At 66.5% G+C, this 21,548-nt stretch carries 21 protein-coding genes; 8 read left to right on the forward strand and 13 right to left on the reverse strand.

The window, feature by feature from the left end:
• The first annotated feature begins 66 nt into the window (after positions 1-66).
• Both AC6I6X_RS06985 and AC6I6X_RS06990 read left to right on the forward strand, forming a co-directional pair.
• Positions 67-933: a ribose-phosphate diphosphokinase gene (locus AC6I6X_RS06985; protein WP_497929800.1), complete on the forward strand. Its 867-nt coding sequence runs from the start codon at positions 67-69 to the stop codon at positions 931-933.
• Positions 934-1,074: 141 nt separating this feature from the next.
• The gene (locus AC6I6X_RS06990; RefSeq protein ID WP_497929801.1) at positions 1,075-1,623 is read left to right on the forward strand and encodes a heme NO-binding domain-containing protein; all 549 of its coding nucleotides are present in this window, start codon (positions 1,075-1,077) and stop codon (positions 1,621-1,623) included.
• Here the strand turns inward: AC6I6X_RS06990 and AC6I6X_RS06995 are convergent, their stop codons facing one another.
• Positions 1,624-3,756, reverse strand: coding sequence for a CARDB domain-containing protein (locus tag AC6I6X_RS06995; protein ID WP_497929802.1), 2,133 nt, complete (start codon positions 3,754-3,756; stop codon positions 1,624-1,626).
• A gap of 234 nt (positions 3,757-3,990) precedes the next feature.
• Between AC6I6X_RS06995 and AC6I6X_RS07000 the strand changes: the two genes are divergently transcribed.
• A complete protein-coding gene (locus tag AC6I6X_RS07000; RefSeq protein ID WP_497929803.1) occupies positions 3,991-5,106 on the forward strand; it encodes a DUF4382 domain-containing protein in 1,116 nt (371 codons plus the stop codon).
• A 105-nt stretch (positions 5,107-5,211) separates the two neighbouring features.
• Here AC6I6X_RS07000 and ileS read toward each other — a convergent pair whose 3' ends face one another.
• Both ileS and AC6I6X_RS07010 read right to left on the reverse strand, forming a co-directional pair.
• A complete protein-coding gene (ileS, locus tag AC6I6X_RS07005; protein ID WP_497929804.1) occupies positions 5,212-8,418 on the reverse strand; it encodes an isoleucine--tRNA ligase in 3,207 nt (1,068 codons plus the stop codon).
• Between the two features lie 129 nt (positions 8,419-8,547).
• On the reverse strand, positions 8,548-8,769 hold the full coding sequence (locus tag AC6I6X_RS07010) for a DUF8151 family protein (RefSeq protein ID WP_497929805.1): 222 nt from the start codon (positions 8,767-8,769) through the stop codon (positions 8,548-8,550).
• Positions 8,770-8,900: 131 nt separating this feature from the next.
• Between AC6I6X_RS07010 and AC6I6X_RS07015 the strand changes: the two genes are divergently transcribed.
• The 4 genes from AC6I6X_RS07015 (at position 8,901) to AC6I6X_RS07030 (ending at position 11,326) form a co-directional block, all read left to right on the forward strand.
• A complete protein-coding gene (locus tag AC6I6X_RS07015) occupies positions 8,901-9,689 on the forward strand; it encodes an enoyl-CoA hydratase/isomerase family protein (RefSeq protein WP_497929806.1) in 789 nt (262 codons plus the stop codon).
• 55 nt (positions 9,690-9,744) lie between these two features.
• Positions 9,745-10,452 carry a uracil-DNA glycosylase gene (locus AC6I6X_RS07020; RefSeq protein WP_497929807.1) on the forward strand — a complete coding sequence of 236 codons (708 nt, stop codon included), beginning with the start codon at positions 9,745-9,747 and terminating at the stop codon, positions 10,450-10,452.
• 63 nt (positions 10,453-10,515) lie between these two features.
• Positions 10,516-10,935, forward strand: coding sequence for an HIT family protein (locus AC6I6X_RS07025; RefSeq protein WP_497929808.1), 420 nt, complete (start codon positions 10,516-10,518; stop codon positions 10,933-10,935).
• Positions 10,936-11,107: 172 nt separating this feature from the next.
• On the forward strand, positions 11,108-11,326 hold the full coding sequence (locus AC6I6X_RS07030) for a hypothetical protein (protein ID WP_497929809.1): 219 nt from the start codon (positions 11,108-11,110) through the stop codon (positions 11,324-11,326).
• Here AC6I6X_RS07030 and AC6I6X_RS07035 read toward each other — a convergent pair.
• The 4 genes from AC6I6X_RS07035 to AC6I6X_RS07050 all read right to left on the reverse strand — a co-directional run bounded on the left by AC6I6X_RS07035 (position 11,323) and on the right by AC6I6X_RS07050 (position 14,789).
• Positions 11,323-12,351 carry a prepilin peptidase gene (locus AC6I6X_RS07035; protein WP_497929810.1) on the reverse strand — a complete coding sequence of 343 codons (1,029 nt, stop codon included), beginning with the start codon at positions 12,349-12,351 and terminating at the stop codon, positions 11,323-11,325. The two genes, AC6I6X_RS07030 and AC6I6X_RS07035, sit on opposite strands and share 4 nt — an antisense overlap.
• A gap of 417 nt (positions 12,352-12,768) precedes the next feature.
• On the reverse strand, positions 12,769-13,158 hold the full coding sequence (gene fer / locus AC6I6X_RS07040) for a ferredoxin Fer (RefSeq protein WP_497929811.1): 390 nt from the start codon (positions 13,156-13,158) through the stop codon (positions 12,769-12,771).
• 248 nt (positions 13,159-13,406) lie between these two features.
• Entirely contained in the window at positions 13,407-14,588 is a 1,182-nt protein-coding gene (locus AC6I6X_RS07045) for an inorganic phosphate transporter (RefSeq protein ID WP_497929812.1), read from the reverse strand.
• Positions 14,589-14,612: 24 nt separating this feature from the next.
• On the reverse strand, positions 14,613-14,789 hold the full coding sequence (locus AC6I6X_RS07050; RefSeq protein WP_497929813.1) for a hypothetical protein: 177 nt from the start codon (positions 14,787-14,789) through the stop codon (positions 14,613-14,615).
• A gap of 160 nt (positions 14,790-14,949) precedes the next feature.
• On the opposite strand from AC6I6X_RS07050, the gene AC6I6X_RS07055 reads away from it, so the two are divergent.
• Positions 14,950-15,420 (forward strand): hypothetical protein, encoded by a 471-nt coding sequence (locus AC6I6X_RS07055; protein WP_497929814.1) that lies wholly within the window; start codon positions 14,950-14,952, stop codon positions 15,418-15,420.
• 18 nt (positions 15,421-15,438) lie between these two features.
• On the opposite strand, the gene AC6I6X_RS07060 is transcribed toward AC6I6X_RS07055, so the two are convergent.
• The 6 genes from AC6I6X_RS07060 to AC6I6X_RS07085 all read right to left on the reverse strand — a co-directional run bounded on the left by AC6I6X_RS07060 (position 15,439) and on the right by AC6I6X_RS07085 (position 21,496).
• Positions 15,439-15,867, reverse strand: a complete 429-nt coding sequence (locus AC6I6X_RS07060) for a universal stress protein (RefSeq protein ID WP_497929815.1) — start codon at positions 15,865-15,867, stop codon at positions 15,439-15,441.
• Positions 15,868-15,904: 37 nt separating this feature from the next.
• On the reverse strand, positions 15,905-17,083 hold the full coding sequence (locus AC6I6X_RS07065; RefSeq protein ID WP_497929816.1) for an inorganic phosphate transporter: 1,179 nt from the start codon (positions 17,081-17,083) through the stop codon (positions 15,905-15,907).
• 282 nt (positions 17,084-17,365) lie between these two features.
• Positions 17,366-17,467 (reverse strand): hypothetical protein, encoded by a 102-nt coding sequence (locus tag AC6I6X_RS07070; protein WP_497929817.1) that lies wholly within the window; start codon positions 17,465-17,467, stop codon positions 17,366-17,368.
• 93 nt (positions 17,468-17,560) lie between these two features.
• A complete protein-coding gene (locus AC6I6X_RS07075; protein WP_497929818.1) occupies positions 17,561-18,739 on the reverse strand; it encodes an inorganic phosphate transporter in 1,179 nt (392 codons plus the stop codon).
• A 243-nt stretch (positions 18,740-18,982) separates the two neighbouring features.
• Positions 18,983-19,372: a hypothetical protein gene (locus AC6I6X_RS07080; RefSeq protein WP_497929820.1), complete on the reverse strand. Its 390-nt coding sequence runs from the start codon at positions 19,370-19,372 to the stop codon at positions 18,983-18,985.
• A 261-nt stretch (positions 19,373-19,633) separates the two neighbouring features.
• On the reverse strand, positions 19,634-21,496 hold the full coding sequence (locus AC6I6X_RS07085) for an SLC13 family permease (protein ID WP_497929821.1): 1,863 nt from the start codon (positions 21,494-21,496) through the stop codon (positions 19,634-19,636).
• Positions 21,497-21,548: the final 52 nt, after the last annotated feature.

Consider the following 21,548-nt stretch of genomic DNA (forward strand, 5'->3'; position numbering starts at 1 on the left):
CTATCGCCCCAGCCGCGCGACCACGAGAACGAAAACTGGTTTACCCCGCGGGCTGTGGCCACGAGTATGATCGTCAGCGGATCCGCGTCGCAGGCTCTCGCCGCGGCGCTCGCACGCGAACTCGAGGAACCGCTCGCCGCCGTCGAGTACGACCGATTTCCCGACGGCGAACTGCTCGCGTCGGTTCCCGGCGCTGGGGCCAGGGACGCGACTGACGCCGATCGGGCGGTGATCGTCGCCGCGACAGTCTCGAGCGACGCCCACGTCGAACTGCTGCAGTTGCAGGACGCCGTCCGGGAAGCGGGCGTCGACGAGGTCGTCACGGTTCTGCCGTACATGGGGTACGGTCGACAGGACAAGTCCTTCGAGGCGGGTCACCCCATCTCCGCGCGTGCGGTCGCGCGAGCCATCTCGACCGGCGCGGATCGCGTGCTCACCGTCACCCCCCACGAGGAGGCCGTCTGCGAGTTCTTCGAGCCGACGGCGACCGCGATCGACGCGGCGGGCCGGCTGGCCGAGCCGCTGCCCGACGACCTCGCCGATCCCGTCTTCCTCTCGCCGGACGCGGGCGCGATCGATCTCGCCGAGACGGTCCGTGACGCCTACGGGACCGGCGAGACGGACTACTTCGAGAAGACCCGCCACTCCGGCACCGAGGTCGAGATCACCCCCAGCGACGTCGCCGTCGCCGGCCGAGACGTCGTCGTCACCGACGACATCATCGCGACGGGGTCGACGATGAGCGAGGCCGTCGGCGTCCTGGGCGAGCGCGACGTCGGCCGCGTCTTCGTGACCTGCGTCCACCCGCTGCTCGCCAGCAACGCCCTGGCGAAGCTCTCGCGGGCCGGCGTCGAAGCGATCTACGGCACCGACACGATCGAGCGGGCGGTCAGCACCGTCTCGGTCGCCCCGGAGATCGCCGCCCGCCTGTAATCGTCCGGCCGGGTAACGTCTTCGCCCAACGACAGGTATCTCAATTCTTAAGTGTTCACCCGTCCCTCGCCTAGTTGTTAGCGATTCGAATAGATCGCAGTTCGGGGCCCGCCGTGGACCGGCCCCGATACCCCGATCCAGATGCACGGGATCGTCCACAAGACGCTCAAGGAGTACGTCGTCGCGAAAACCGACGACGAGACCTGGGCCACCATCGTCGATCGCGCCGACGTCGAGTCGACGCTCTACCTTCCCATCTCGCACTACGACGACGACGAGGCCGAGGCGATCCTCGCGACGGTCTCGGAGATGGCGGTCCAGGGCCGACGAGCGATCGAACGCGACTTCGGCCGAATGCTCGCGCCGAACCTGGTACGGACGTTCGACGCCTACATCGACGCCGATGGGGGACTGAAAGGGGTACTCACGTCGCTCGAGACGATCGTCGACGACGTCGCGGCGGCGAGCGAGGAGACGTCGCCCCCGGACGTCACCTCCCGGTCGGAACCGGCTGCGGACGCCGTCGTCGTCACCTACCGAACCCACCGGGACCGCGACTACTGTGCGCTGGCCCACGGGATTCTCGAGGGGATCGTGACGACGTTCGACGCTGACGCGACCGTCACGAAGACGGCCTGCATCGACGATGCCGACAGCGATGCCTGCCGGTTCCGCGTCCAGTTCGCGTGATCAGGCGCGACGACCGAGCACCGCGACCAGCGAGAGGACGAGCGCCGCGAGCGACGCGATCGTCGCCGGCACACCGAATCCGGGCACGTCCTCGACCCTGTCGATCGGACTCGACCCGATCGTGACGGTCGTCGTCCGGTCGCCGACGGCGACCTCGTACCGGCCGGCGTCAGCGAACGTCACCGTCGTCGCGACCGTCTCGCGCTCGCCCGGAGCGACGACGACGGGAACCTCGGCGGCGACTCCCGACGGGGTCCGGAACGCGAGGACGGCCGCTCCCGGCCGGTCGTCGGCGGCTTCGACCGTCGCGGTGGCCGTCACGGCCTCGCCGGGGTCGGCGGTTCCGGGGTCGACCTCCAGCCCGGTCACGGAGACGCTCGCGGGCGATCGGACGTACGCCGTCAGCCGATCCGCGCCGACCCGCAGGTCGTACACGCCGGGTTCCGGCGGCGTCCAGGTGAGGGCGTCCGTCGTTCGATCGCCGGCCGCGAGTTCGACCTGCCGATGATCGACGACGTTCCCGTCGACGTCGAGCGTCGCGTCCGCGGTGCCGTCCCGATCGCCGACGTTGCTGATCGCGACCGGGATCGTGACGGTCTCGCCGGCCGGGATCGTGATCTCGTCCACCGCGTCCGCCTCGACTGGTTCGTCGGGGCCCCACGGTTCGTCCCCGACCTCGATCGGGGCCGCGTCGAGGTCGTACTCGAACTGCGCGACCGGTCCCTCGAAAGCGGCCTCGTGGGCCGTTCGGGTCCACATCTCGGGCGTCCGATCGGTCCGGGTGTACCGCTCGGCGACCGATCGCACGTCCGCGCCGCCCTCGGCCTCGACCGCCGCGAGGAAGTCGTCCTCGGTCACCGCCCCGTCGTCCCGGTTCAGCGTGCGGACGACGTCCGCGAGCGTTCGATCGCCGTCCGTCGCGAGCCGAAGTCGGCGATCGATCTCGCCGTAGACGAGCGCGCCCTTCACGTAGTCGGTTCGATCGTCCGTCCAGGTCGCCGGATCCGCCAGCGTGGCGTCCGCGTAGGGCTCGCGTTCGCCCGTCCCGAGGACGTCGGCGAACTCGTCGAAGCCGACCAGCCCCGCTTCGAGTGCGAACAGCCCCGCGTAGTACTCCGCCTGCGCCTCGACGAGCCACGCCGTCTCGCTCGTGGTGCCGACGTCGGGATTGGCAAACGACTGTCTCGCGTGGACGTACTCGTGGAACCAGACGGTGTTCGCCTCGTCGAGGGGGGCGTCGGCGACGACCCACGCGTCCGACTCACCGTACTGGATCCCCCGAACCGCCCACTCGACGTCGTCGGCCGGCACCGCGACGAGGAACACTTCCTCGCGGCTCGCACCGACGTCGAACCGATCGCTCGCGGCGACGACGGCGTCGAGAATCGCCGCAGGCGACTCGCGGAGTTCCGCGTCGTCGGCGACGGCGAGCCTGATGCGCTCCCTGTCGCCCGTGCGTTCGTACTCGGTCACCGGTCCGAAGTACGCGATATCGCCGCCGGTCGCGCCGGGACCGTCGACGGTAACCGTCTCCTCGATGTCGACGGACGCGGTCTGCCGGAGCGAGAGGCCGACCCCGGGGACCTGGACGACGGCCCAGTCACCCGTATCGACGAACGTGTAGCCGTCACCGTCCTGCGACTGGGCCAGGCCAGCGTCGTCGCGTGACGGCGTCACGTCCCGATCGACCGACCCGTCCGCGTGATCGTCGGAGCCCGTCCGATCGGCCGGCATCGTGAACCGGACCGTCGGCTCGTCGGTCGTCTCGGTCCAGCGGTAGGTCCCGTCCCCGGTCGGTTCGAAGCCGTCGGTCGAGTCGACCGACGCCGCGGGCTCGAGTTCGATCTCGAGTGCCGTCACCGGATCGGGCACGCGAAACGTCATTTCCGCCTCGAACTCGCCCGGCCGATCGGGGCGGTGTCGGAGGACGGTGGTCCGGTGGAGGACGTCGTCCGTCTGCGATGCCGTAGCGGTCGAACCGCCCACAGCAGCGGCGGACGAGTCGGTGTTCGCGGTCGCGTCCGGTCCTGCCGTCGGTCCAGCCGATCCGGTCGCAGCGACCACGCCGACGGTCGCGGGACCCGCGGCGACGAGCAAACAGACGACGAACGCGAGCGAGAGTCGGGTGTTCACAGAGATACACTGGAAACTGATAGTCAAGACTTTTGGGGAGATTCCGTGCAGGCGTCGGCCGGACTGCGGACGCTATCGTGGCACGAGTCTGATAGCAACGGCTACGATCCGGCCCCAGTCGGGGGCCAGCGGACCGTTCGACCGGATTGTCTGTCCGTTAAAAACGATCGTAAACGGTCCTGAAACGACGAACGGCCGTCGTCCCTTAAGCCCCGACCGTTCGACGAGTCGACTATGCCAGAAAACCAGTCGAGTCGCGATCAGTCCGAATCCGACGATCGAATCGACGCCGTCGACCGACGGACGTTCATCGCCGCCGGAAGTGGCGTCAGTGCCGCGATACTCGCCGGGTGTACGTCGGACGTATCGCCGTCGGACGGCGATGCCGATTCGACGGACGACGGTGGCGAGACGGCCACGAACGACGCGGACGCGTCGGGCGGGAACTTCCGACTGCTCATCAGCGACATGCCGGCCGACATCGGGGACTTCGAGCGACTGGACGTCTCGTTCGATCGCGCCCGGATCTTCGACGGCGGGAGCGAGGAGTCCGACGAAGAGGAATCCGACGAGGAACAGGCGAACGGCGACGAGGAGGAAGAGACCGACGACGAAGAACAGGCGGACGACGGAGACGGTGCCGACGATACGGACGGGAAGGACGACGAGACCGAAGACGGAGACGGAGACGAAGAAGACGAGAAGGACGACGAGACCGAAGACGGCGTCGAACGAAAACGCGGCTTCTACGTCGTCGACCTCGAGGGCGCGACGGTGGATCTGACGCAGGTGATCGGCGACAAGGCAAAACCGATCTGCGACGTCGGGCTATCCGAAGGAACCTACCAGAAGATCGAACTCCACGTCTCGGACGTCGAAGGGATCGTCGACGGCGAGGAAGTGGAGGTGAAAGTTCCGAGCGAGAAACTACAGCTCACCAGCCCCTTCGAGGTCGGCGACGACGGCTCCGTCGACTTCGTGTTCGACATCAACGTCGTCAAGCGCGGCCCGGACAACGGTTACAACCTGAAACCCGTGATCTCGAAGAGCGGTGTCAACGGCGAAGACGTCGAGGTCGAAGAGGTGGGTGACGAGGGCGACGACTCGGAAGACGAGACGGACGACTCCAACGATGACGAGGGCGACGACTCGGAAGACGAGACGGACGACTCCAACGATGACGACGGGGACGGCGAAGCAGACGCGGACGACGGCGAAGACGACGAAACGACGACCGAAGACGAAACCGGCGACAACGGTGACGACAGCGAAGACGAAACTGGCGAGAACGATGACGCCAACGAAGACGGAACCGGAGAAAACGGTGACGACAGCGAAGACGACACATAGGACACTACGGTGAGCCGTTCGGCCACCGCCGGCTCGACGCCGATCTGAAAGGCCGCCGAACCGATCGGCGGCGCCCAAATTCGATATCTTCTCGCGGCGGTTCGACTAGTCCGAGGCTTCGGCCGTCGCGATCGGCTCGATCGCCAGTTCCATCGTCACGCCGTCGACGTCCCACTCCTCGCGGTAGCCGTCCTCGACCGTCCCGATCTCGTCGGCGCGGACCTCCTCGCGGACCAGGTCCGTCCGCTCCTCGACGAGGGCGGCGACGCGATCGTCCTCGATCTCGAGATCCAGCGCGATCCGCTCTTCCACGTCGAGGTCGAGATCCTTGCGCATCTCCTGGACCCGGCGGATGACCTCGCGGGCGTAGCCCTCGCTCTCGATGTCGTCGGTCAGCGAGGCGTCGACGTAGACGACGCCGCGATCGTCGCCGTTCAGGCCGAACGCGCTTCCGGCGACGCCCTCGGGCGTCTGGGTGACGAAGGAGACCATCTCTTCGGTGATGGACTCGTCGTCCTCGAGGACGTCCGCGACGGCGTCCGCGATCGCCTCGAGGCTCGGTTCCTCGATCCGGGCCTCGTTGAGCGCGTTCATGACCCGTCCGGCGCGATCGCCGAAGGCCGGGCCGAGTTCACTCATGTCGGCCTCGGCGCTGTAGTTCAGTTCGCCCCAGCGATCGTCCGGCGAGACGAGTTCGATCTCGCGGGCGTTGAGCCGATCGGCCAGCAGGTCGGTGTGCCGGTCGACGGCCTCGACGACCCGCTCGTCGTTCGGGGCGACGACGACCCGCGGGACTGGCCAGCGGAGTTTGCGCCCGGCCTGCTGTCGGGCGTTCGCGCCGGCCTCCTCGATCGCCCGCAGGAGTGCGACGTCCTCCTCAAGCTGTTCGTCCTGCCAGTACTCCTCGACTTCGGGCCAGTCGCACATGTGGACGGTGGCGTGCCCGGCGTCGCCGGTCAGGGTGCCGTAGATCTCCTCGCTGATGAACGGCGCGTACGGCGCGAGCAGGGCGACGGTCTCCCGGAGCACCCGGTAGATCGTCGCGTAGGCGGCCCGTTTGGAGGCGCTGTCGTCTTCCTCCCACATGCGTTCCCGGACCGCCTGCACGTAGAACCGGGAGACGTCCTCGACGACGAACTCGAGGAGGGCGTCGACCGCCTTGTCCTGGCGAAAGTCCTCGAAGTGAGCGGTCATCTCGGCCTTCGTGGACTGCAGCCGGGCGAGAACCCACTCGTCGACGAGTTCGAGGTCCTCGTCGACGTCGTCCAGGGTGGTCTGCTGCGGATCGAACTGGTCGAGCCGCATGTACGGCAGTGGGAACCGGAAGACGTTCCACAGCGTCCGGAGGAGGTTCTCCATCGTCTGCATCCCGTCCCAGGAGAAGCGCATGTCGTCGCCCTGGGGGTTGTTCGACAGCAGGAACAGCCGCATCACGTCCCGGCCGTGGCGATCGATCGCCTCGTGGGGGTCGATCAGGATGTCCTTGGACTTGCTCATCGCGCGTCCGTCGGGCATGAGCGCGTGGCCGTGCATCAGCACCTCCTGGTAGGGAATCTCGCCGAGTGCGGCGGTCCCCATGCCGAGCTGGGACCAGAACCAGCCGCGGGTCTGGTCGTGGGCCTCGAGGATGAAGTCCGCGGGCCAGAGTTCGTCGAACCGGCTGTCGTCCGCGGGGAAGTCGAGCGTGCCCCACGAGGCGACCGAGGAGTCGAGCCAGACGTCGAAGACGTCGGGCACGCGGGTGTAGGTCGTGCCGTCCTCGGTGATCGTGAGGTCGTCGACCGTGTCCTTGTGGAGGTCGACCTCGTCCGGGTCGATATCCTGGTCGACCCGGTCGGCGAGTTCCTCGCGATCGCTGATGACGATCCGGTCCTGATCGTCGTCACGGTCCTCAGGGGTCCAGACCGGCAGCGGGATACCCCAGTAGCGCTGGCGGGAGACGTTCCAATCGGGCGCCTCCTCGACGAAGTCGCGGAAGCGGTTGTCCCGCGCCCACTCGGGGTGCCACTCGCTGTCCTCGATGTTGTCCAGCAGTTCGTCCTTGACGTCCGTGATCGTGATGAACCACTGGTCGGTGACGATCTGGATGATGCCCGTATCACAGCGCCAGCAGTGGCCGTAGCTGTGCTGGGTCGTGCTCGAGGCGAGCACCGCATCGTTGTCCTCGAGATCGGAGATGATGCCGTCGTCGGCGTCCTTGACGAACTGGCCCGCGTACGTGCCGGCCTCCTCGGTGTAGACGCCGTCGCCGCCGACGGGGCAGAAGATCGGGAACCCGAGTTCCCGCCCGCGCTCGAAGTCCTCCTCACCGTGGCCCGGCGCGGAGTGAACGAGGCCGGTACCCTCGCCGTGCGTGTCGACGTAGTCGGCGGCGTAGACCTCGAACGCCCCCTCGGCGTCGACGTGGTCGGGTACCTCCTCGGCGAGCGGGTGCTCGTAGGACCAGCCGATCAGGTCCTCGCCGGATAGCTCCTCGACGACCTCGTAGTCCTCGTAGCGGCCTTCCTTGAGGACGTCCTCGTGTTTGGCTTCGGCGACGTACAGCAGCTCTTCCTCGCCGTCTTTCTCCGCCCGAACGCCGACGTAATCGCCAGCCTCGTCGACGGCGACGAAGGTGTTCGCGGGAATCGTCCACGGCGTGGTCGTCCAGATGACGATCGAGCCCTCCCGATCCTCGAGGTCGAACTTCACGTAGATCGAGGGGTCCTCGACGTCCTCGTACTCGACCTCGTTGTTCGCGATAGCGGTCTCACACCGGGGACACTGCGAGATCGATCGGTGGCCCTTCTCGACCAGACCGCGCTCTGCGGCCTTCGAGAAGCCCCACCAGGCCGCCTCCATGTACTCCGGGCTGACCGTCCGGTAGGGGTTCTCCCAGTCCATCCAGACGCCGAAATCCTGGAAGTCGGACTGCAGGCCCTCGAGTTGCTCGTTGGCGTAGTCCTTGCACGCCTGGATGAAGTTCTCCTCGCCGTACTCCTCGATGTCCTGCTTGTTCTCGAACCCGAGGCGTTCCTCGACCCGGGTCTCGATCGGCAGCCCGTGCATGTCGTAGCCCGGCCGATCGGTGACGTCGTACCCCTGCATCCGGAAGAACCGGAGGTAGACGTCCTTGAGGGACTTGTTCCAGGTGGTCCCCATGTGGGCCGAACCGGACGTGTACGGCGGGCCGTCCACGAAGAAGAAGGAGTCACCGTCCGAGCGATGCTCGACCGTCCGTTCGTAGGCGTCGACCGCGTCCCAGTACTCGAACACCTGCTGTTCGAGTTCGTGGGGATCGTACTGGTCGTCGACCTCGCCGAACCTGCTCATACCAGAGGTAACTGGCTGGTGCAGTAAAGAGGAATCGATATTGTGAACCCCGCGACCGGATCGTCGGCGGCCGCGGGTTCGACGCGAGAAACCGATCGACGGCGACGAAAACCGCGGTTTGGGGGCCGATCAGACGACCTTCGAGAGGATCTTCTGGTAGCCGAGGCCGTAGGCACCGGCGTAGAGCATGACACAGCCGATCGCGGCGAGCCACATGGCGACCATCGCGTCGCCCGCCCCGAGGTGCTGGAAACTCGCGTACTCCGCGGCGATACCGCCGACCGTGAGGAGCCCCGCGATGGCGGTGTAGACGACCAACGAGAGCGATTCCACGATGAGTTCCGATGTCATTATCGAGTCAGAGTTCCCGGGAGAACGTAAATCTGTCCCCACGTTCGGAACGCGATGAGGAGTGACGCAGCGCCCGCCGTTCGACCGCCACGAGAACTGTTAACTGACAGTCCCGGGAACGTCCAGCCACCATGCCCGCGTACGAGAACCTCACCGTGGATCGCGACGACGGCGTCGCGACGGTAAGCCTCCAGAGCACGGCCGGCCGGAACGCCTTGCACCTGGAGATGGCGAACGAACTGGTGGCCGTGGCCACCGAACTCGGCGAAGATCCGGATGCGAGATGCATCGTGCTGACTCACGACGGGGACTTCTTCGGGAGCGGGGCCGATCTCACCGCGTTTTCGGGCGACGAATCCGACGCCCCGCTGCTTCGACGGCTGGCCGGCCGCCTCCACGAGGCGATCGTCCAGTTCCACCAGGCCGAAACGCCGGTCGTCGGCGGTATCGACGGCATCGCCGCCGGGGCCGGGTTCAGCCTCGCGCTCGTGCCCGATCTGGTCGTCCTCGGCGACGAGGCCACGCTGAAGTTCGCGTACCCGGGGATCGGACTGACCGGCGACGGCGGGGCGACGTTCTACCTGCCGCGACTCGTCGGCCTCCGGACCGCGAAGGAGATCGTCCTGCGTGACGAGCCGATCGACCCCGAGGAGGCCGTCGAAATGGGGCTCGCGACCGAGGTCGTCCCGACCGACGCGTTCGACGATCGGCTCGCGGAACTCGCGAGCGAGGTGGCGTCGGGGCCGACGGCGGCGTTCGGCACGACGACCCGCCTGCTGACCGAGAGCTTCGATCGGGACCTCGAGGCCCAACTCGCGGCCGAGACGGACGCCATCGCGAACGCGACCCACACCGAGGATTACGCCCGGGGACTCGACGCGTTCTTCGGCGACGACGATCCCGAGTTCGTCGGCCGATAGCGATCGACGGCCGTCGGACCGGCCCGCATATATCCCTGCGGACGTATCCTCGCGTGTGCCCGCGTCCGACTCCGACTCCGACTCCGACTTCGACTCCGGATCCCGAGACGACCCTCCAGCCCCGACCGCTCGCCACGTCCTCGAAGCCGACTGCCGACGCTGTCCGGCGCTCGTCGAGCACCGCGAGTGCATCTCGTGGGGCACCGGCGATCCCGACGCGAGCGTGGTTGTCGTCGGCGAAGCGCCCGGCTACGGCAACCCCGAGGCCGATCGGTGGCGGGGCGGCAACTGGACCGGCAAAGCCTACACCTCGCGTCACTCCGGTCGCCGGATTCGGCGCCTGCTCGCGCAGGTCGGCTACGCCGAGGACGCGTACTACACGAACGCGGTGAAGTGTTTTCCCGCCGATCCCGAGACACCGACGAGCAACCGCGAACCCACCGCCGAGGAGCGCGCGAACTGTCGGACCCACCTGCTGACCGAACTCGATCTCGTCGATCCCGACGTCGTCCTCGCGACCGGGAAACACGCGACGAAGACGGTGCTTGCGGCCGAGAATCGGGACCTCGACGGCTTCGTCGACGGCGTGCTCGAGCCGATCGACTGCGATCGGCTCGGGGTGTGGCTCGTCCCGGTCCTGCATCCCTCCTACCAGGACGTCTGGATCGGCCGACTGGGATACGACCCCGACGAGTACCTCGCGGCGATCGAGGAGACGCTCGACGACCTGTGCGCGACGAGGGTCGACTCGAAGCGGGAATAGCGCCGCGTTCGATCCCGCGGTGGGCGAGTAAGCTTCTTACAGGCGGGCGACACACACTCGCCTATGAGTACGATCTTCAGCCAGATCGTTGAGGGAGAGATTCCGGCGCGTATCGTGTACGAAGACGAGACGACGGTCGCCTTTCTCGACGCCAACCCGCTGGCGCCGGGTCACACGCTGGTGATCCCGAAAGACGAGTACGAACGGCTGAACGACGTCCCCGACGACGTCGCCGACGACCTCTACGCGACCGTCCACCGGCTGGTCCCCGTCGTCGAGGAGGCAGTCGACGCCGACGCGACCACCGTGGCGTTCAACAACGGCGAGGAAGCCGGCCAGGAGGTCCCCCACGTTCACTGCCACATCGTCCCCCGGTTCGAGGGCGACGGCGGCGGCCCCATCCACGCCATCGCCGGCGAGCGACCCGACCTGGACGACGACGAACTCGACGAGATCGCCGGGGAGATCCAGTCGAACGCCTGATACGGAGTGCTGTACCGATGTACCGGCGCAACCGTAGACGGATCGCGGTCGCGCCGGAACTGACGGACAGTAGTTCGTATGATTCGATCGACTCACGATCGGCCCAGCGTCTGGCCGACCGGCCCCGAACCGGTGCCGTGAGGGTTTTGCCGATCGCGCGCGAGCGTCGCGTATGAGTCTCGTCGCCCGGTTTCGCGCCCACCCGATCGCCACGACCCTCGAACTCGGGAGCGTCCTGGTCTGTTGTCTGCTGTTTTTCGGGACGTTCGTCGCGCTCGCGACCGTCCCGCCGTCGCAGTCGGCGACGCCGTGGCTCGCGCTCGTCGGCGTCGGTGCGGCGTTCGTCCTGTTCTGGACCGCGATCGTGCCGCTGTACGAACGGACGCGCTAGACGATCGTCCCGACGAGCAGATCGCCGTACAGCAGGCCGATCACCAGCCCGACGAACACCGGGACGAGGAACGGCGCACCCGGCGAGATCCAGACCGTCTCGTTCGCTGCGAGCACCTCAAGCCCCGCCCGCAGGTCGTCCGGCGTGGTGCCGTAGGCCGTCCCCTCGATGTCGTCCAGGAAGGCCGCGGCACCCCACGGGTCGTCAGCGGCGGCCGGCGTTCGATCGGCACGCGAGCCGTCGACGGCGGCCGTCTCGACCCCGGTCCCGGCCGATCCCCCGTCGCTTCGAACGTCCGGGCCGGCCGCGACCGCCCCGTCGGTCGGCGGATTCGGCTCGTCGGGGAGCGTCGCCGGGTCCCGGTACCGATCGGGCGCGTCGCGCAGGTCGGCGAGCGTCAGGCCGCGCCAGCGGAGGTACATCCGCAGGGCGTCGAGATCGAGTCCGTTCCGGGAGAGTCCCTCCGGCGTCGAGAGCAACGTCCCGTGGCGCTCGGCGACCGCCTCCCAGGAGATCGGCCAGCCGACGAACATGACGGGCGCGATGCGCCCGGCGACGGCGTTGCGGGCCGCGAGGACGAGCGGGAGCACGAGTCCGACGAGGACGGCGTTCGAGAGGATCGTGAACGAGAATGCCTCGATCGGCGTGCCCGAGAGGGGGACCGTCCACGGACCGACGGTGTACTGCGGAAAGGTCGGGAACAGCAGGGCGAGGACGAGCAACGCCTTCGCGTCCGCGCCGCCGAAGCCGCCGAGCCACCAGAACAGGTACGCGATCGGGACGACCAGCCCGAGGCTGATCGCCGCCGGAACGAGGAAGTCGTGGGTCCAGGTCAGGCCGCCGGCCTGTCGGGCGGTCCAGCCGTCCCAGACGAGCGTCACGGTGCCGATCGCCGCGAGGGGAATCCAGACGGTACTCGAGACGCGTCTGGTCCGAACGTCGCGGATCGCGGCCCACGCGAAGACGGGGAGGGCGACGAGTCGCAGGAGATCCGGCACCGTCGCCGACGCGAAGGCGAGTGTCACAGGTTCCCCTGCGGAGCGGGGTCTCCTTACGTTTTCGGCTCGATCGAACGAGACGAAGACCCGGTACGGTTCAGGACGCACCGACGGTGGGGTTGTTGATGCCACCCTCACCGCACGCCGGGCGTCACGAGCGCGCCCGTCGAGCCGAGCGCGCTCAATCGGGCACGGGAGCGCAATCCCGTCCGGCGGACCCGACGGTCCCGTGGCGACTGGTAGGAGAACGTCGACGGGAGCGGAGCGCCGGATCGAAGCGATCGGCTTCGTATCGACGCTCGGACGATATCCGCGGCTATAGCAGCCACTGAAAGTCAATGCACACCTGATCGCGGGACGGCTTTGCGATCAGTGTGTAGATCGTTTCAGTGGCTGCTATAGACGGTGCTACCCGATAAATCGGTTCCAGTCGGAGACTGGACCTTAGATGACGCGGTTCTGCAGGTAGTCGAGGTGTTTCGCGTTGTAGACGATCTTGACCTCGTCAGTCTCGGCGGACCCGATGCAGGTCAGCCGGACGTTCTTGTCCTCGACCTCCTCGTCGCTGAGGATCTGCTGCATGTCCATCTGGATCTCGCCCTCCTTGACGATCGCCGCGCAGTTCGCACAGGCGCCTGCGCGACAGGAGAAGGGCCAGTCGTAGCCCTGTGCCTCGGCGGCCTCGAGGATGTATTCGCCCTCGGCGACGTCGAGGGAACCGTAATCCTCATCGTCCAGACCGGCGTCGGCGGCCTGCTCGAAGAGATCGTCGTCGTCCATGTCCCAGCCCTGGTCGTCCAGCACTTCGTAGTTGAGGTATTCTACCGTGGGCATCACTCTGCGATTCGAGTCCCGTACTGGTATAGCTTGCTGTTCGGTCCTCAATTGTCTTTCAGTCAGAATCGAGCAATCAGACCGAAAGATCGTCACGACGTGACGAAGTTCGTGGCGATACGGAGAATCGAAATGGGAATGGGCGGGCAGATCGCGGCGAGTAGCCCGGCGGAGAGAATCGGGGCGAATACCGCGTTAGCCGTCGGAAATCGGCGGACGGTCGCGGACGTTCCGAAATCGATCCGGGTTCAGAACCCGAAGATGGGGACGAACCGGAACGTGAGAAACGCGCCGACCGTCGCGATGATCGGCACGACGTTCTGCATGATGATGACCCGCGCCGTCGTCGACGGATCGAACAGGTCAGACGCCTGGGGGATGTCCTCGGGTTCCTCTTCGCCGATTTTGGGCGGCGTCTCACCCTCCTCTTCCGCGGTGAGCGCGCCGACGGAGACGCGGGTCTCCTCGCCCCGCCGGGCGTCGGAGAGCGTCGTCGTCCGCGTGGCCCTGCCCCAGCCGAGACCGATGATACACATCGTCGCGACCACGACGAAACTCGCGGGGACCCCGATCGCCGAGAGGAGGATGACGATCGTCGATGCGATGACGGCGACGACGATGGCCGCCGTCAGCGGGAGGTTGGTGATGTCGTTGCCGAGTGTGTCGAGCGTCCGGCGGGCGATCGTGAAACAGCCCACCGCGACGGCCGCCGACCCGAGCAGGATGAGCGGGATCATGTCGACGTCCCCGGTGCCGTAGATCGGGGCGATCGCGTTCGCGATGTTGCTCGTACCCGAGGAGAACGCCATCAGACAGCCGATCGCGACGACGACGAACGCCCCGGTGATCTCCCGCCGATCCGCGCCGACCCCGAATCGGAGTCGGGGAACCGTCCCCGATCGATCGACGGTGATCATCTCGCGGCCCTCCTGATTCGCCTCGATGGCGACCCACGCGTTGATCTGCGGGTAGAAGTACCGGCCGACGACGCCGGCCACCCAGAAGCCGATGATCGGGGCGACGATCCACCAGACGACGATCTCGCCCATCACCGCCCAGTTGAGTTCGCCGGTCGCGAGGCCGAGCGCGGCGATCGCGCCGACCGCGGTCATCGACGTCGAGGCAGGGACGCCCGCGTAGTTGCCGACGAACAGCGCGCCGCCGATAAAAAAGAGGACGGCGACGTTCGATCGCATGGTGAAGACGTCGGTCGTGTGCACGAGTTCGTCCCCGAGCGTCGTGACGACGTTCGGGCCGATCGTGATCGCGCCGACGAAGAAGAACACGGACATCAGCGCCGCTGCCATGAGTTTCGTGATCACGTTCGCGCCGACGGCGGGGCCGAACGCCGGCCCCGTCGTCGCACCGCCGATGTTGTAGCCGACGAAAACCGCAACGAGAAGCCCCACGAGCAACAGTACTTCCGTCACGTTCGAGAGTCACGAGATCCAACCTCAAAAGCACGCCTGTTTGCGATCGGCCACCTCATCGAGCGTGAACGGCGTCGCGTTCGACGGTCCGGCCGACGCGTCGACCCGTTTCGAGTCACTGTCTCGAGGGTCGGCGTCCGGGAGCCGTCGAATCCCGGTTTCGTCGCCGCTGTACTCGGATTCGTTGCCAAAGGATTTCAACTGGGTGGACCATACGTACCGATAGCATGTACTTCGACCGGGAACTGGTGCGGCAGACGGGAGGACGGCGAACCGAGTCGACCCGACGAGCAGATCGAACCGAACGCGTCGAGGTTCGCCGAGGGTCCACCCGCCCGAAACAGTCGGGTGACGATCGACGATGTTGAACCCGGTCCGCGTCGACGCGGCCGTCGACCTCGCTTACGGTGCGTTGATCGCGCTCTCGGTCGTCCTTATCGCGAGGCTGGATACGAGCATCGGTCTCTCGTTCGGGATCGGCGTGTTCGCGTCGTACGTCGTCCACGTCGTCTGGAAGATGGCCCGGTTCGATCCCGACTGGATGACGCAGGCCGTCGAGGAAACGGTCGGCGAGACCGTCGAGAAACAGGTCGAAGACGTTCAGGAACAGGTCGAGGAAACGGTCGAGCAACAGGTCGAAGAGGTTCAAGCACAGGTCAAGGAGACGGTCGGCGACACCGTGGAAGAGACGGTCGGTGAAACGGTCGAGAAACAGGTCGAAGAGGTCCAGGCACAGGTCGAAGCCGTCGACGAACGAGTCGATCGGCGTCCTCGGGAGGAGGAGGTCGAGGAAATCATCGAGGGGTCGGTCGAAGACGACTCGGAAACGTAGCGGATCGCGCGGTCGTTTTTATCGAACGATCGTCACTGGCACCGGTGCACGTTTGGACACCGTCTCCGCGACGTTACCGACGAGAAACTGGCGCGTCGCGCGGTCCCAGTCCGAACCGTGGCTACCGAGGACGATCGCGTCGTAGTTCTCGGCACGATCGATGACGTTCCGGGCCGGATGGCCGATCCCGACGACCGTGTCGATCTCGCGGTCCCGTTCTGCCGCGACCTGCCGGGCGCGTTCGAAGACGGGTTCGGCGCGTTCGGCGGCCGCGTCCTCGAGGTCGTCTTCGAGCGAGAGCCCCACCGCGTCGCCCATCATCATCGACGGAACGCCGACGACGTGCAGGACGGTCACGTCGGCGTCGGGGTAGTTCTCGAGTGCGTACTCGAGGGCGTGCTCGGCGTAGTCGGAATCGTCCATCGGGACGAGAATACGGGAGATCATACGACGGGATATGTCGGCCGGTGACGTAAATCCACAGTCAGGCGACTCCCGGCAGGATCGTGAAGAACCCGTAGGCCAGGATCGTCGACATCGAGGGGCCGATGATCCACATCGAGACGTACTTGACGATCGCTCGAGGGTTGAAGAGGTTGTCACCATGGAGCACCTCCTCGGACTCCGGTTCGCCGATCTTGGGTGCCGTCTGGCCGACCTTGTCTTCAGCGACGATGGCGCCCAGTGTGATCTCGGTACTCTCCGCGTCGCGGGTGACCGCTTCGCGGACCGTAACCGGACGGGTCGCCCGACCCCAGCCGATGCCGACGATCGTCATCACCGTCGCCATCACGAGGCTGATCGGGATGCCGGCCCAGGAGAGGAGCGTCGTGATCGTGGACGCGGTTACCATGACGAAAAGCGCCGCGAGCAACGGGATGTCGCTCAGTTCGCCGCCGACTGACTCCATCGTCCGCCGAGCGATGGTGAAGCCGCCGAGGCCGATTGCGAGGGTGGCAACGACGATCGCGGTGTTCGCTTCCAGCCCGGCGACGGTACCGACCAGCGGTGCGGCGGCGTTCGGGACGTTGCTCGCGCCGGCGCTGAACGCCATGTAACAGCCGATGACGAGCACGGCGACCGTCGTGACGAGTTCTTGCCAGGTCGTGTTCGGGCCGAACACCGGCGTCGGAATCGCGCCGCGACGCTCGAATCGAAGCAACGGCCCGTCCGACTTCTCGATGTTCACCCGCCGATTGACCCACGGATAGATGTAGCGGCCGATTAGCACGCCGATCCAGAGCCCGATGATCGGCGTCACGATCCACCAGGAGATTATCTCCGCGATCGTTGCGTAGTTGAGCGTGTCGGTCGCCAGTCCCAGTCCGGCGATCGCGCCGACTGTCGTCATCGACGTCGGAACGGGGACGCCAAAGATGTTGGCGACGAGCATTCCCAGCCCGATGAAAAAGAGGACGGCGACGCCGGCCGGCAGCGTGAGTTCGATCGTAGTGATCCCTTCACTGAGCGTCTCCATCACGTTCCGGCCGACAGTCCAGCCGCCGAAGAAGACGAAAAACGTCATGACTGCCGCGGCGGTCGTTTTCGTGACGATCCCGGCGCCGACGGAGGGCCCCCACGTGATCCCGGTCGACGAACCGCCGATATTGAAGCCGACGAAAATCGAGGCGACAACTCCGACCATCAACACCGTTTCGACCATCGGCGGATAGTATAGCGGTGTTTGTAAAATAAGTACTGAAACCCATACATGTTGTATAGTTTGTATGATCGCGTTTCCGATTCGACCGCCGCTTTCGACGACGGCGGTCCGCAACCCCGTATTACACCTCGCCGTATCGCTTACCTGTCCGGTTCCTGAAACTGCACACTGCGGTCGGCGATCGAGCGACGGGCGCTTCACGAACGGATCCACCGTTTGCGTTCGCTCTCGAGTCGTCTCGAGACGCGACGATCAAGATCGCGGCGGGCCGCGACTCCGGGATCACCGGACGACGACCGGCACCGCGGCCCGCCGGAATACCTTCTCCGCGACGTCACCGACGAAGATCCGGTGGGCGACGCTCCCGCCGTGGCCGGCGATCACGACCGTCTCGTAGTCGACGGCGCGACCGACGATGGCGCGAACCGGATTCCGAGTTCGACACCGGTGTCGCCAGCCACGACTTACAGCAGTCCGTCAGAGCCCGAAGATCGGTACGAACCGGAACGTCAGGTACGCGCCGGCCGTCGCGACGACCGGGACGACGTTCTGCATGAGGACGACGCGGGCCGTCGTCGCCGGATCGAAAAGGTCGGCCGCGCTGGGGATCCGCTCGGGTTCCTCTTCGCCGATCGGCGGCAGTTCCTCGCCCTCCTCGTCGGCGGTCAGCGCGCCGACCGAAACGGGGGGAGACTCCTCGCCGCGGACCGCTTCCGAAACCGTGATCGGCCGCGTCGCCCGTCCCCAGCCGAGGCCGATGATACACATCGTCGCGATGATGACGAAACTCGCCGGGATGCCGATCGCGGAGAGGAAGATGACCAGCGAGGCGCTGACCGTCGCAGTGATGATCGCCGCCGTCAGCGGGAGTTCCGTGAGTTCGTTGCCCATCGTCTCGAGGGTCCGGCGGGCGATGGTGAACGTCCCGATGCCGACCGCGAAACAGCCGATGACGATAGCCGGGTTCATCTCGAGTTCGCCGCTGCCGACCAGCGGGGCAACCGCGTTGGCGATGTTCGAGGTACCGGAGCTGTAGGCCATCAGACAGCCGATGACGATCACCATCACCACGCCGCCGGCTTCGCGCACGTTCGTAGTGTCGCTCAGGGACGGCACCGGAACGATCCCGGAGCGATCGATCTCGAAGAGCGGCCCCTCGCTTCGCTCCATCGCGATCCGCCGATTGAGCGAGGCGTAGAAGTAGCGACCGATCACCAGCGAGACCCAGAAGCCGATGAACGGGGAGACGATCCACCAGATCGCGATTTCGCCCATCACTGCCAGGTTGAGTTCGCCGGCTGCGAACCCGAGGCCCGCGATCGACCCGACGGCCGTCATCGACGTCGAGGCAGGGACGCCCGCGTAGTTCCCGATGAACAGCGCGACGCCGATGAAAAAGAGGACGCCGACGCTCGCCTCGAGCGTGAAGACGGCGGGATCGTACACGAGTTCCCGTCCGAGCGTGTCGACGACCCGCCGACCGATCGTCCACGCGCCGACGAAGAAAAAGACCGTCATCAACGCACCGGCCAGGGTCTTCGAGATTGCGTCGGCTCCGACGGCCGGCCCGAATGCGGGGCCGGTCGTCGCGCCGCCGATGTTGTACCCGACGAAGATAGCGACGAGGATCCCGACGAGGAGCAGCGTCGAAGTCATGCGTGGAGACGAGATGTATGCGGGTGTTCGTACTGTCGAGCAGAACGATCGTGAGGATTCGCCGCTCTCGCCCGGCGAATTCTCTTCGTCGACTTCTGCCCGGCAGTATCGCGAGGGGCGCGTCGCACTGTCCGGAGCCTTCGAGCCGGTGCCGTTCGGTAGCCCGCGGGACACCGATCGAGAGCCGAGCGTCTTCGCCCGGTCGATCGCGGGTCGAACGACAACCGTCGAACGCCGCCGATTTCAACCGTCGGACGTATCTTCTGTCTCATCTGTCACCGTTTCCTCGAGCAGTTGCTCGATCTCGTCCTCGCGCGGCCGGCGATCGATCCGCTGATCGACCGTATCGATCTGTTCCCGGACCGCATCGACCTGTTCGCCCACCGCCTCTTCGACCTGGTCGCCGACCGTCTGCTCGACGGTCTGTTCGACCGTCTCCTCGACGGCCTGCGTCATCCACTCCGGATCGAATCGAGCCATTTTCCAAGCGACGTGTAACCCGTAAGACACCAGCACGCCCAGCCCGAACGCTAACCCGACCAGCGTTCCGACCGAGACGATCAGGATGACCGAGACGAAAATCATGACGCCGTAGCCGAAATCGATGAGCGCATCGACGCGACGCGGATTCATCGCTCGGGGCGCCCCTCCAGTACGATCGCGGATCCGTTTCGGACTCGATCGATACCCGCACTCATAACGTAGTATCAGTTCACCGTACCGTGTGAAATCAGTTTGGGACGCTGCAGTCACTGTTTTCCCGCGGTGAACTCTCCCGTTCGTGATACGTTTTTCACTATTTGACACTTTGGACGTTCCAGTGATCCGGCCGATCTCCCGTCAGGCGAGCGTGACGTCGCAACGGGCGGACCGACTCGCTCGTGCGAACGCCGTTCAGACCCCCCAGATGAGAGCGATGCCGACCACGGTGACGACCGAGAGGATCAACTGCAACGGTGCGCCGACCCGGAAGTAGTCGGTAAAGCGGTAGCCGCCGGGACCGTAGACGAACAGGTTCGTCTGGTAGCCGATCGGCCCCAGGAAGGCCGTGCTCGCGGCGAACGTGACCGCCATCACGAACGCGAACGGGTTCGACCCGATCCCGGCGGCCGCGGCCGCCGCCACCGGAATCAGGAGGACGACGCTGGCGTTGTTGCTGATCACCTCCGTGATCAACCCGGTCACGATGTAAAACAGCCAGAGGACGACGAGCGTCGGCAGGAAGCCGGCGGTCTGGACGACCAGGAACGCGAGGTACGCGGCCGCGCCCGTTCCCTCCAGGGCGATTCCCAGCGGAATGACGCCCGCCAGCAGGAAGATGATGTCCCACTCGACGGCGTCGTACAGTTCGTTCGGTTCGAGGACGCCGGTGACGACCATCGCGACCACGCCCGCGAGCGCGGTGAGCAGGATCGGATAGATCTCGAGGGCGGCGATCGCGACGACGCCGATCATGATGGCGACGGCGATCGGGGCCTTGTCGGCCCGGTACTCGGGTCGGGGCGGTTCGCGGGCGACGATCACGTCGTCGCGCCGCGAGAGGCGATCGAGCGTGTCGGGCGGGGCCTGTACGAGGAGCGTGTCGCCGACGGCGAGTCGCCGGCCGACGAGGCGCTCGCCGACGACGGTCCCGCGGTGGCGAAGTCCGAGCACTGCGGCGTTGAACTCCTCGCGGAAGCGTTCGGGGTCCAGTCGTTCGCCGACGAGTCGCGAGTCGAGCGAGACCACCAGTTCCGTGAGGATCCCCTCCGAGTCGGGCGTCGAAATCTCCGCCGCCGACTGCGGATCGCCGACGAGTTCGATCGCCTCGACGTCCTCGAGGGTAGCGATGGCGTCCCGGTCCGTCCGGACCACGAGCACGTCGCCCTCGCTGAGACGGGTCGCCTGTCGCGGGGCGACCGATCGACCCTCGTCGTGGACGACCTGCACGACGTCGACCTCCGGCCCCAGCACGGCGGTCGCCTCGCGGATCGTCCCGCCGGCGAGGGGCGACCCGGGGACGACGGCCACGTCCGCGATGTAGTCGCCGACCGCGTACTCCGCGACGTAGTCGGCCCGCGGCGGCACGCGTTCCGGCAGGAGGTAGTGGCTGACGAAGACGAGGTAGAGCCCCCCGACGAGGACGACGATCACACCCAGCCCCGTGAACTCGAACATCGAGAACCGGTGGAGTTCGGGGTAGTCCGCTCCGAGACGGGCGCTGATGTCGCTGGCGAGGATGTTCGTCGAGGTGCCGATCAGCGTGAGCATCCCGCCGACCTGGGAGGCGTAGGACAGCGGGATGAGCAGTTTCGACGGCGAGGTGTTCCCCCGATTGGCGACGTCGGTGACGACGGGAACCAGCAGGGCGACGACGGGCGTGTTGTTCAGAAAGCCCGAGACGGGACTCGTCGCGAGGACGGTCGCGAACAGCTGCTTGCGGAGGCTCGTGCCGGCGAAGGCGGCCATCCGCCGGCCCAGTTCCTGCACCAGCCCCGTCCGGCTGATCCCGCCGCTCAGGATGAGCATCGCGAGCACGGTGATCGTCGCCTCGTTCGCGAACCCGGAGATGCCGGTGTTCGGATCGATCCCCGTCCACGGCTCCAGGACGACCAGCAGGACGATCAGCAAGAGGGCGGTCACGTCGATCGGCAGTCGCTCGGTGAGAAAGAGGACGAGCGCGAGCACGACGACGCCGAACACGACGAGAACGTCCGTCGTCAGTGCCGGCTGTGCCGCTGGCTCCTGAGCGAGGGTCACGCCGGCCGCAACGGACATACGACGAGCAACGCCGACCGGTCACGTAATAATTCCGAACGGATAGCGGACA

It is taken from the genome of Halosolutus sp. YCN4, from assembly GCF_059736495.1.

Coding starts and splice junctions, on each gene's coding strand:
- AC6I6X_RS06985 (WP_497929800.1), top strand. CDS start 67: ATGATCGTCAGCGGATCCGCGTCGCAGGCTCTCGCCGCGGCGCTCGCA.
- fer (WP_497929811.1), bottom strand. CDS start 13,158: ATGCCCACGGTAGAATACCTCAACTACGAAGTGCTGGACGACCAGGGC.
- AC6I6X_RS06990 (WP_497929801.1), top strand. CDS start 1,075: ATGCACGGGATCGTCCACAAGACGCTCAAGGAGTACGTCGTCGCGAAA.
- AC6I6X_RS07085 (WP_497929821.1), bottom strand. CDS start 21,496: ATGTCCGTTGCGGCCGGCGTGACCCTCGCTCAGGAGCCAGCGGCACAG.
- AC6I6X_RS07060 (WP_497929815.1), bottom strand. CDS start 15,867: ATGATCTCCCGTATTCTCGTCCCGATGGACGATTCCGACTACGCCGAG.
- AC6I6X_RS07010 (WP_497929805.1), bottom strand. CDS start 8,769: ATGACATCGGAACTCATCGTGGAATCGCTCTCGTTGGTCGTCTACACC.
- AC6I6X_RS07080 (WP_497929820.1), bottom strand. CDS start 19,372: ATGAATCCGCGTCGCGTCGATGCGCTCATCGATTTCGGCTACGGCGTC.
- AC6I6X_RS07025 (WP_497929808.1), top strand. CDS start 10,516: ATGAGTACGATCTTCAGCCAGATCGTTGAGGGAGAGATTCCGGCGCGT.
- AC6I6X_RS07015 (WP_497929806.1), top strand. CDS start 8,901: ATGCCCGCGTACGAGAACCTCACCGTGGATCGCGACGACGGCGTCGCG.
- ileS (WP_497929804.1), bottom strand. CDS start 8,418: ATGAGCAGGTTCGGCGAGGTCGACGACCAGTACGATCCCCACGAACTC.
- AC6I6X_RS07065 (WP_497929816.1), bottom strand. CDS start 17,083: ATGGTCGAAACGGTGTTGATGGTCGGAGTTGTCGCCTCGATTTTCGTC.
- AC6I6X_RS07000 (WP_497929803.1), top strand. CDS start 3,991: ATGCCAGAAAACCAGTCGAGTCGCGATCAGTCCGAATCCGACGATCGA.
- AC6I6X_RS07030 (WP_497929809.1), top strand. CDS start 11,108: ATGAGTCTCGTCGCCCGGTTTCGCGCCCACCCGATCGCCACGACCCTC.
- AC6I6X_RS07075 (WP_497929818.1), bottom strand. CDS start 18,739: ATGACTTCGACGCTGCTCCTCGTCGGGATCCTCGTCGCTATCTTCGTC.
- AC6I6X_RS07055 (WP_497929814.1), top strand. CDS start 14,950: ATGTTGAACCCGGTCCGCGTCGACGCGGCCGTCGACCTCGCTTACGGT.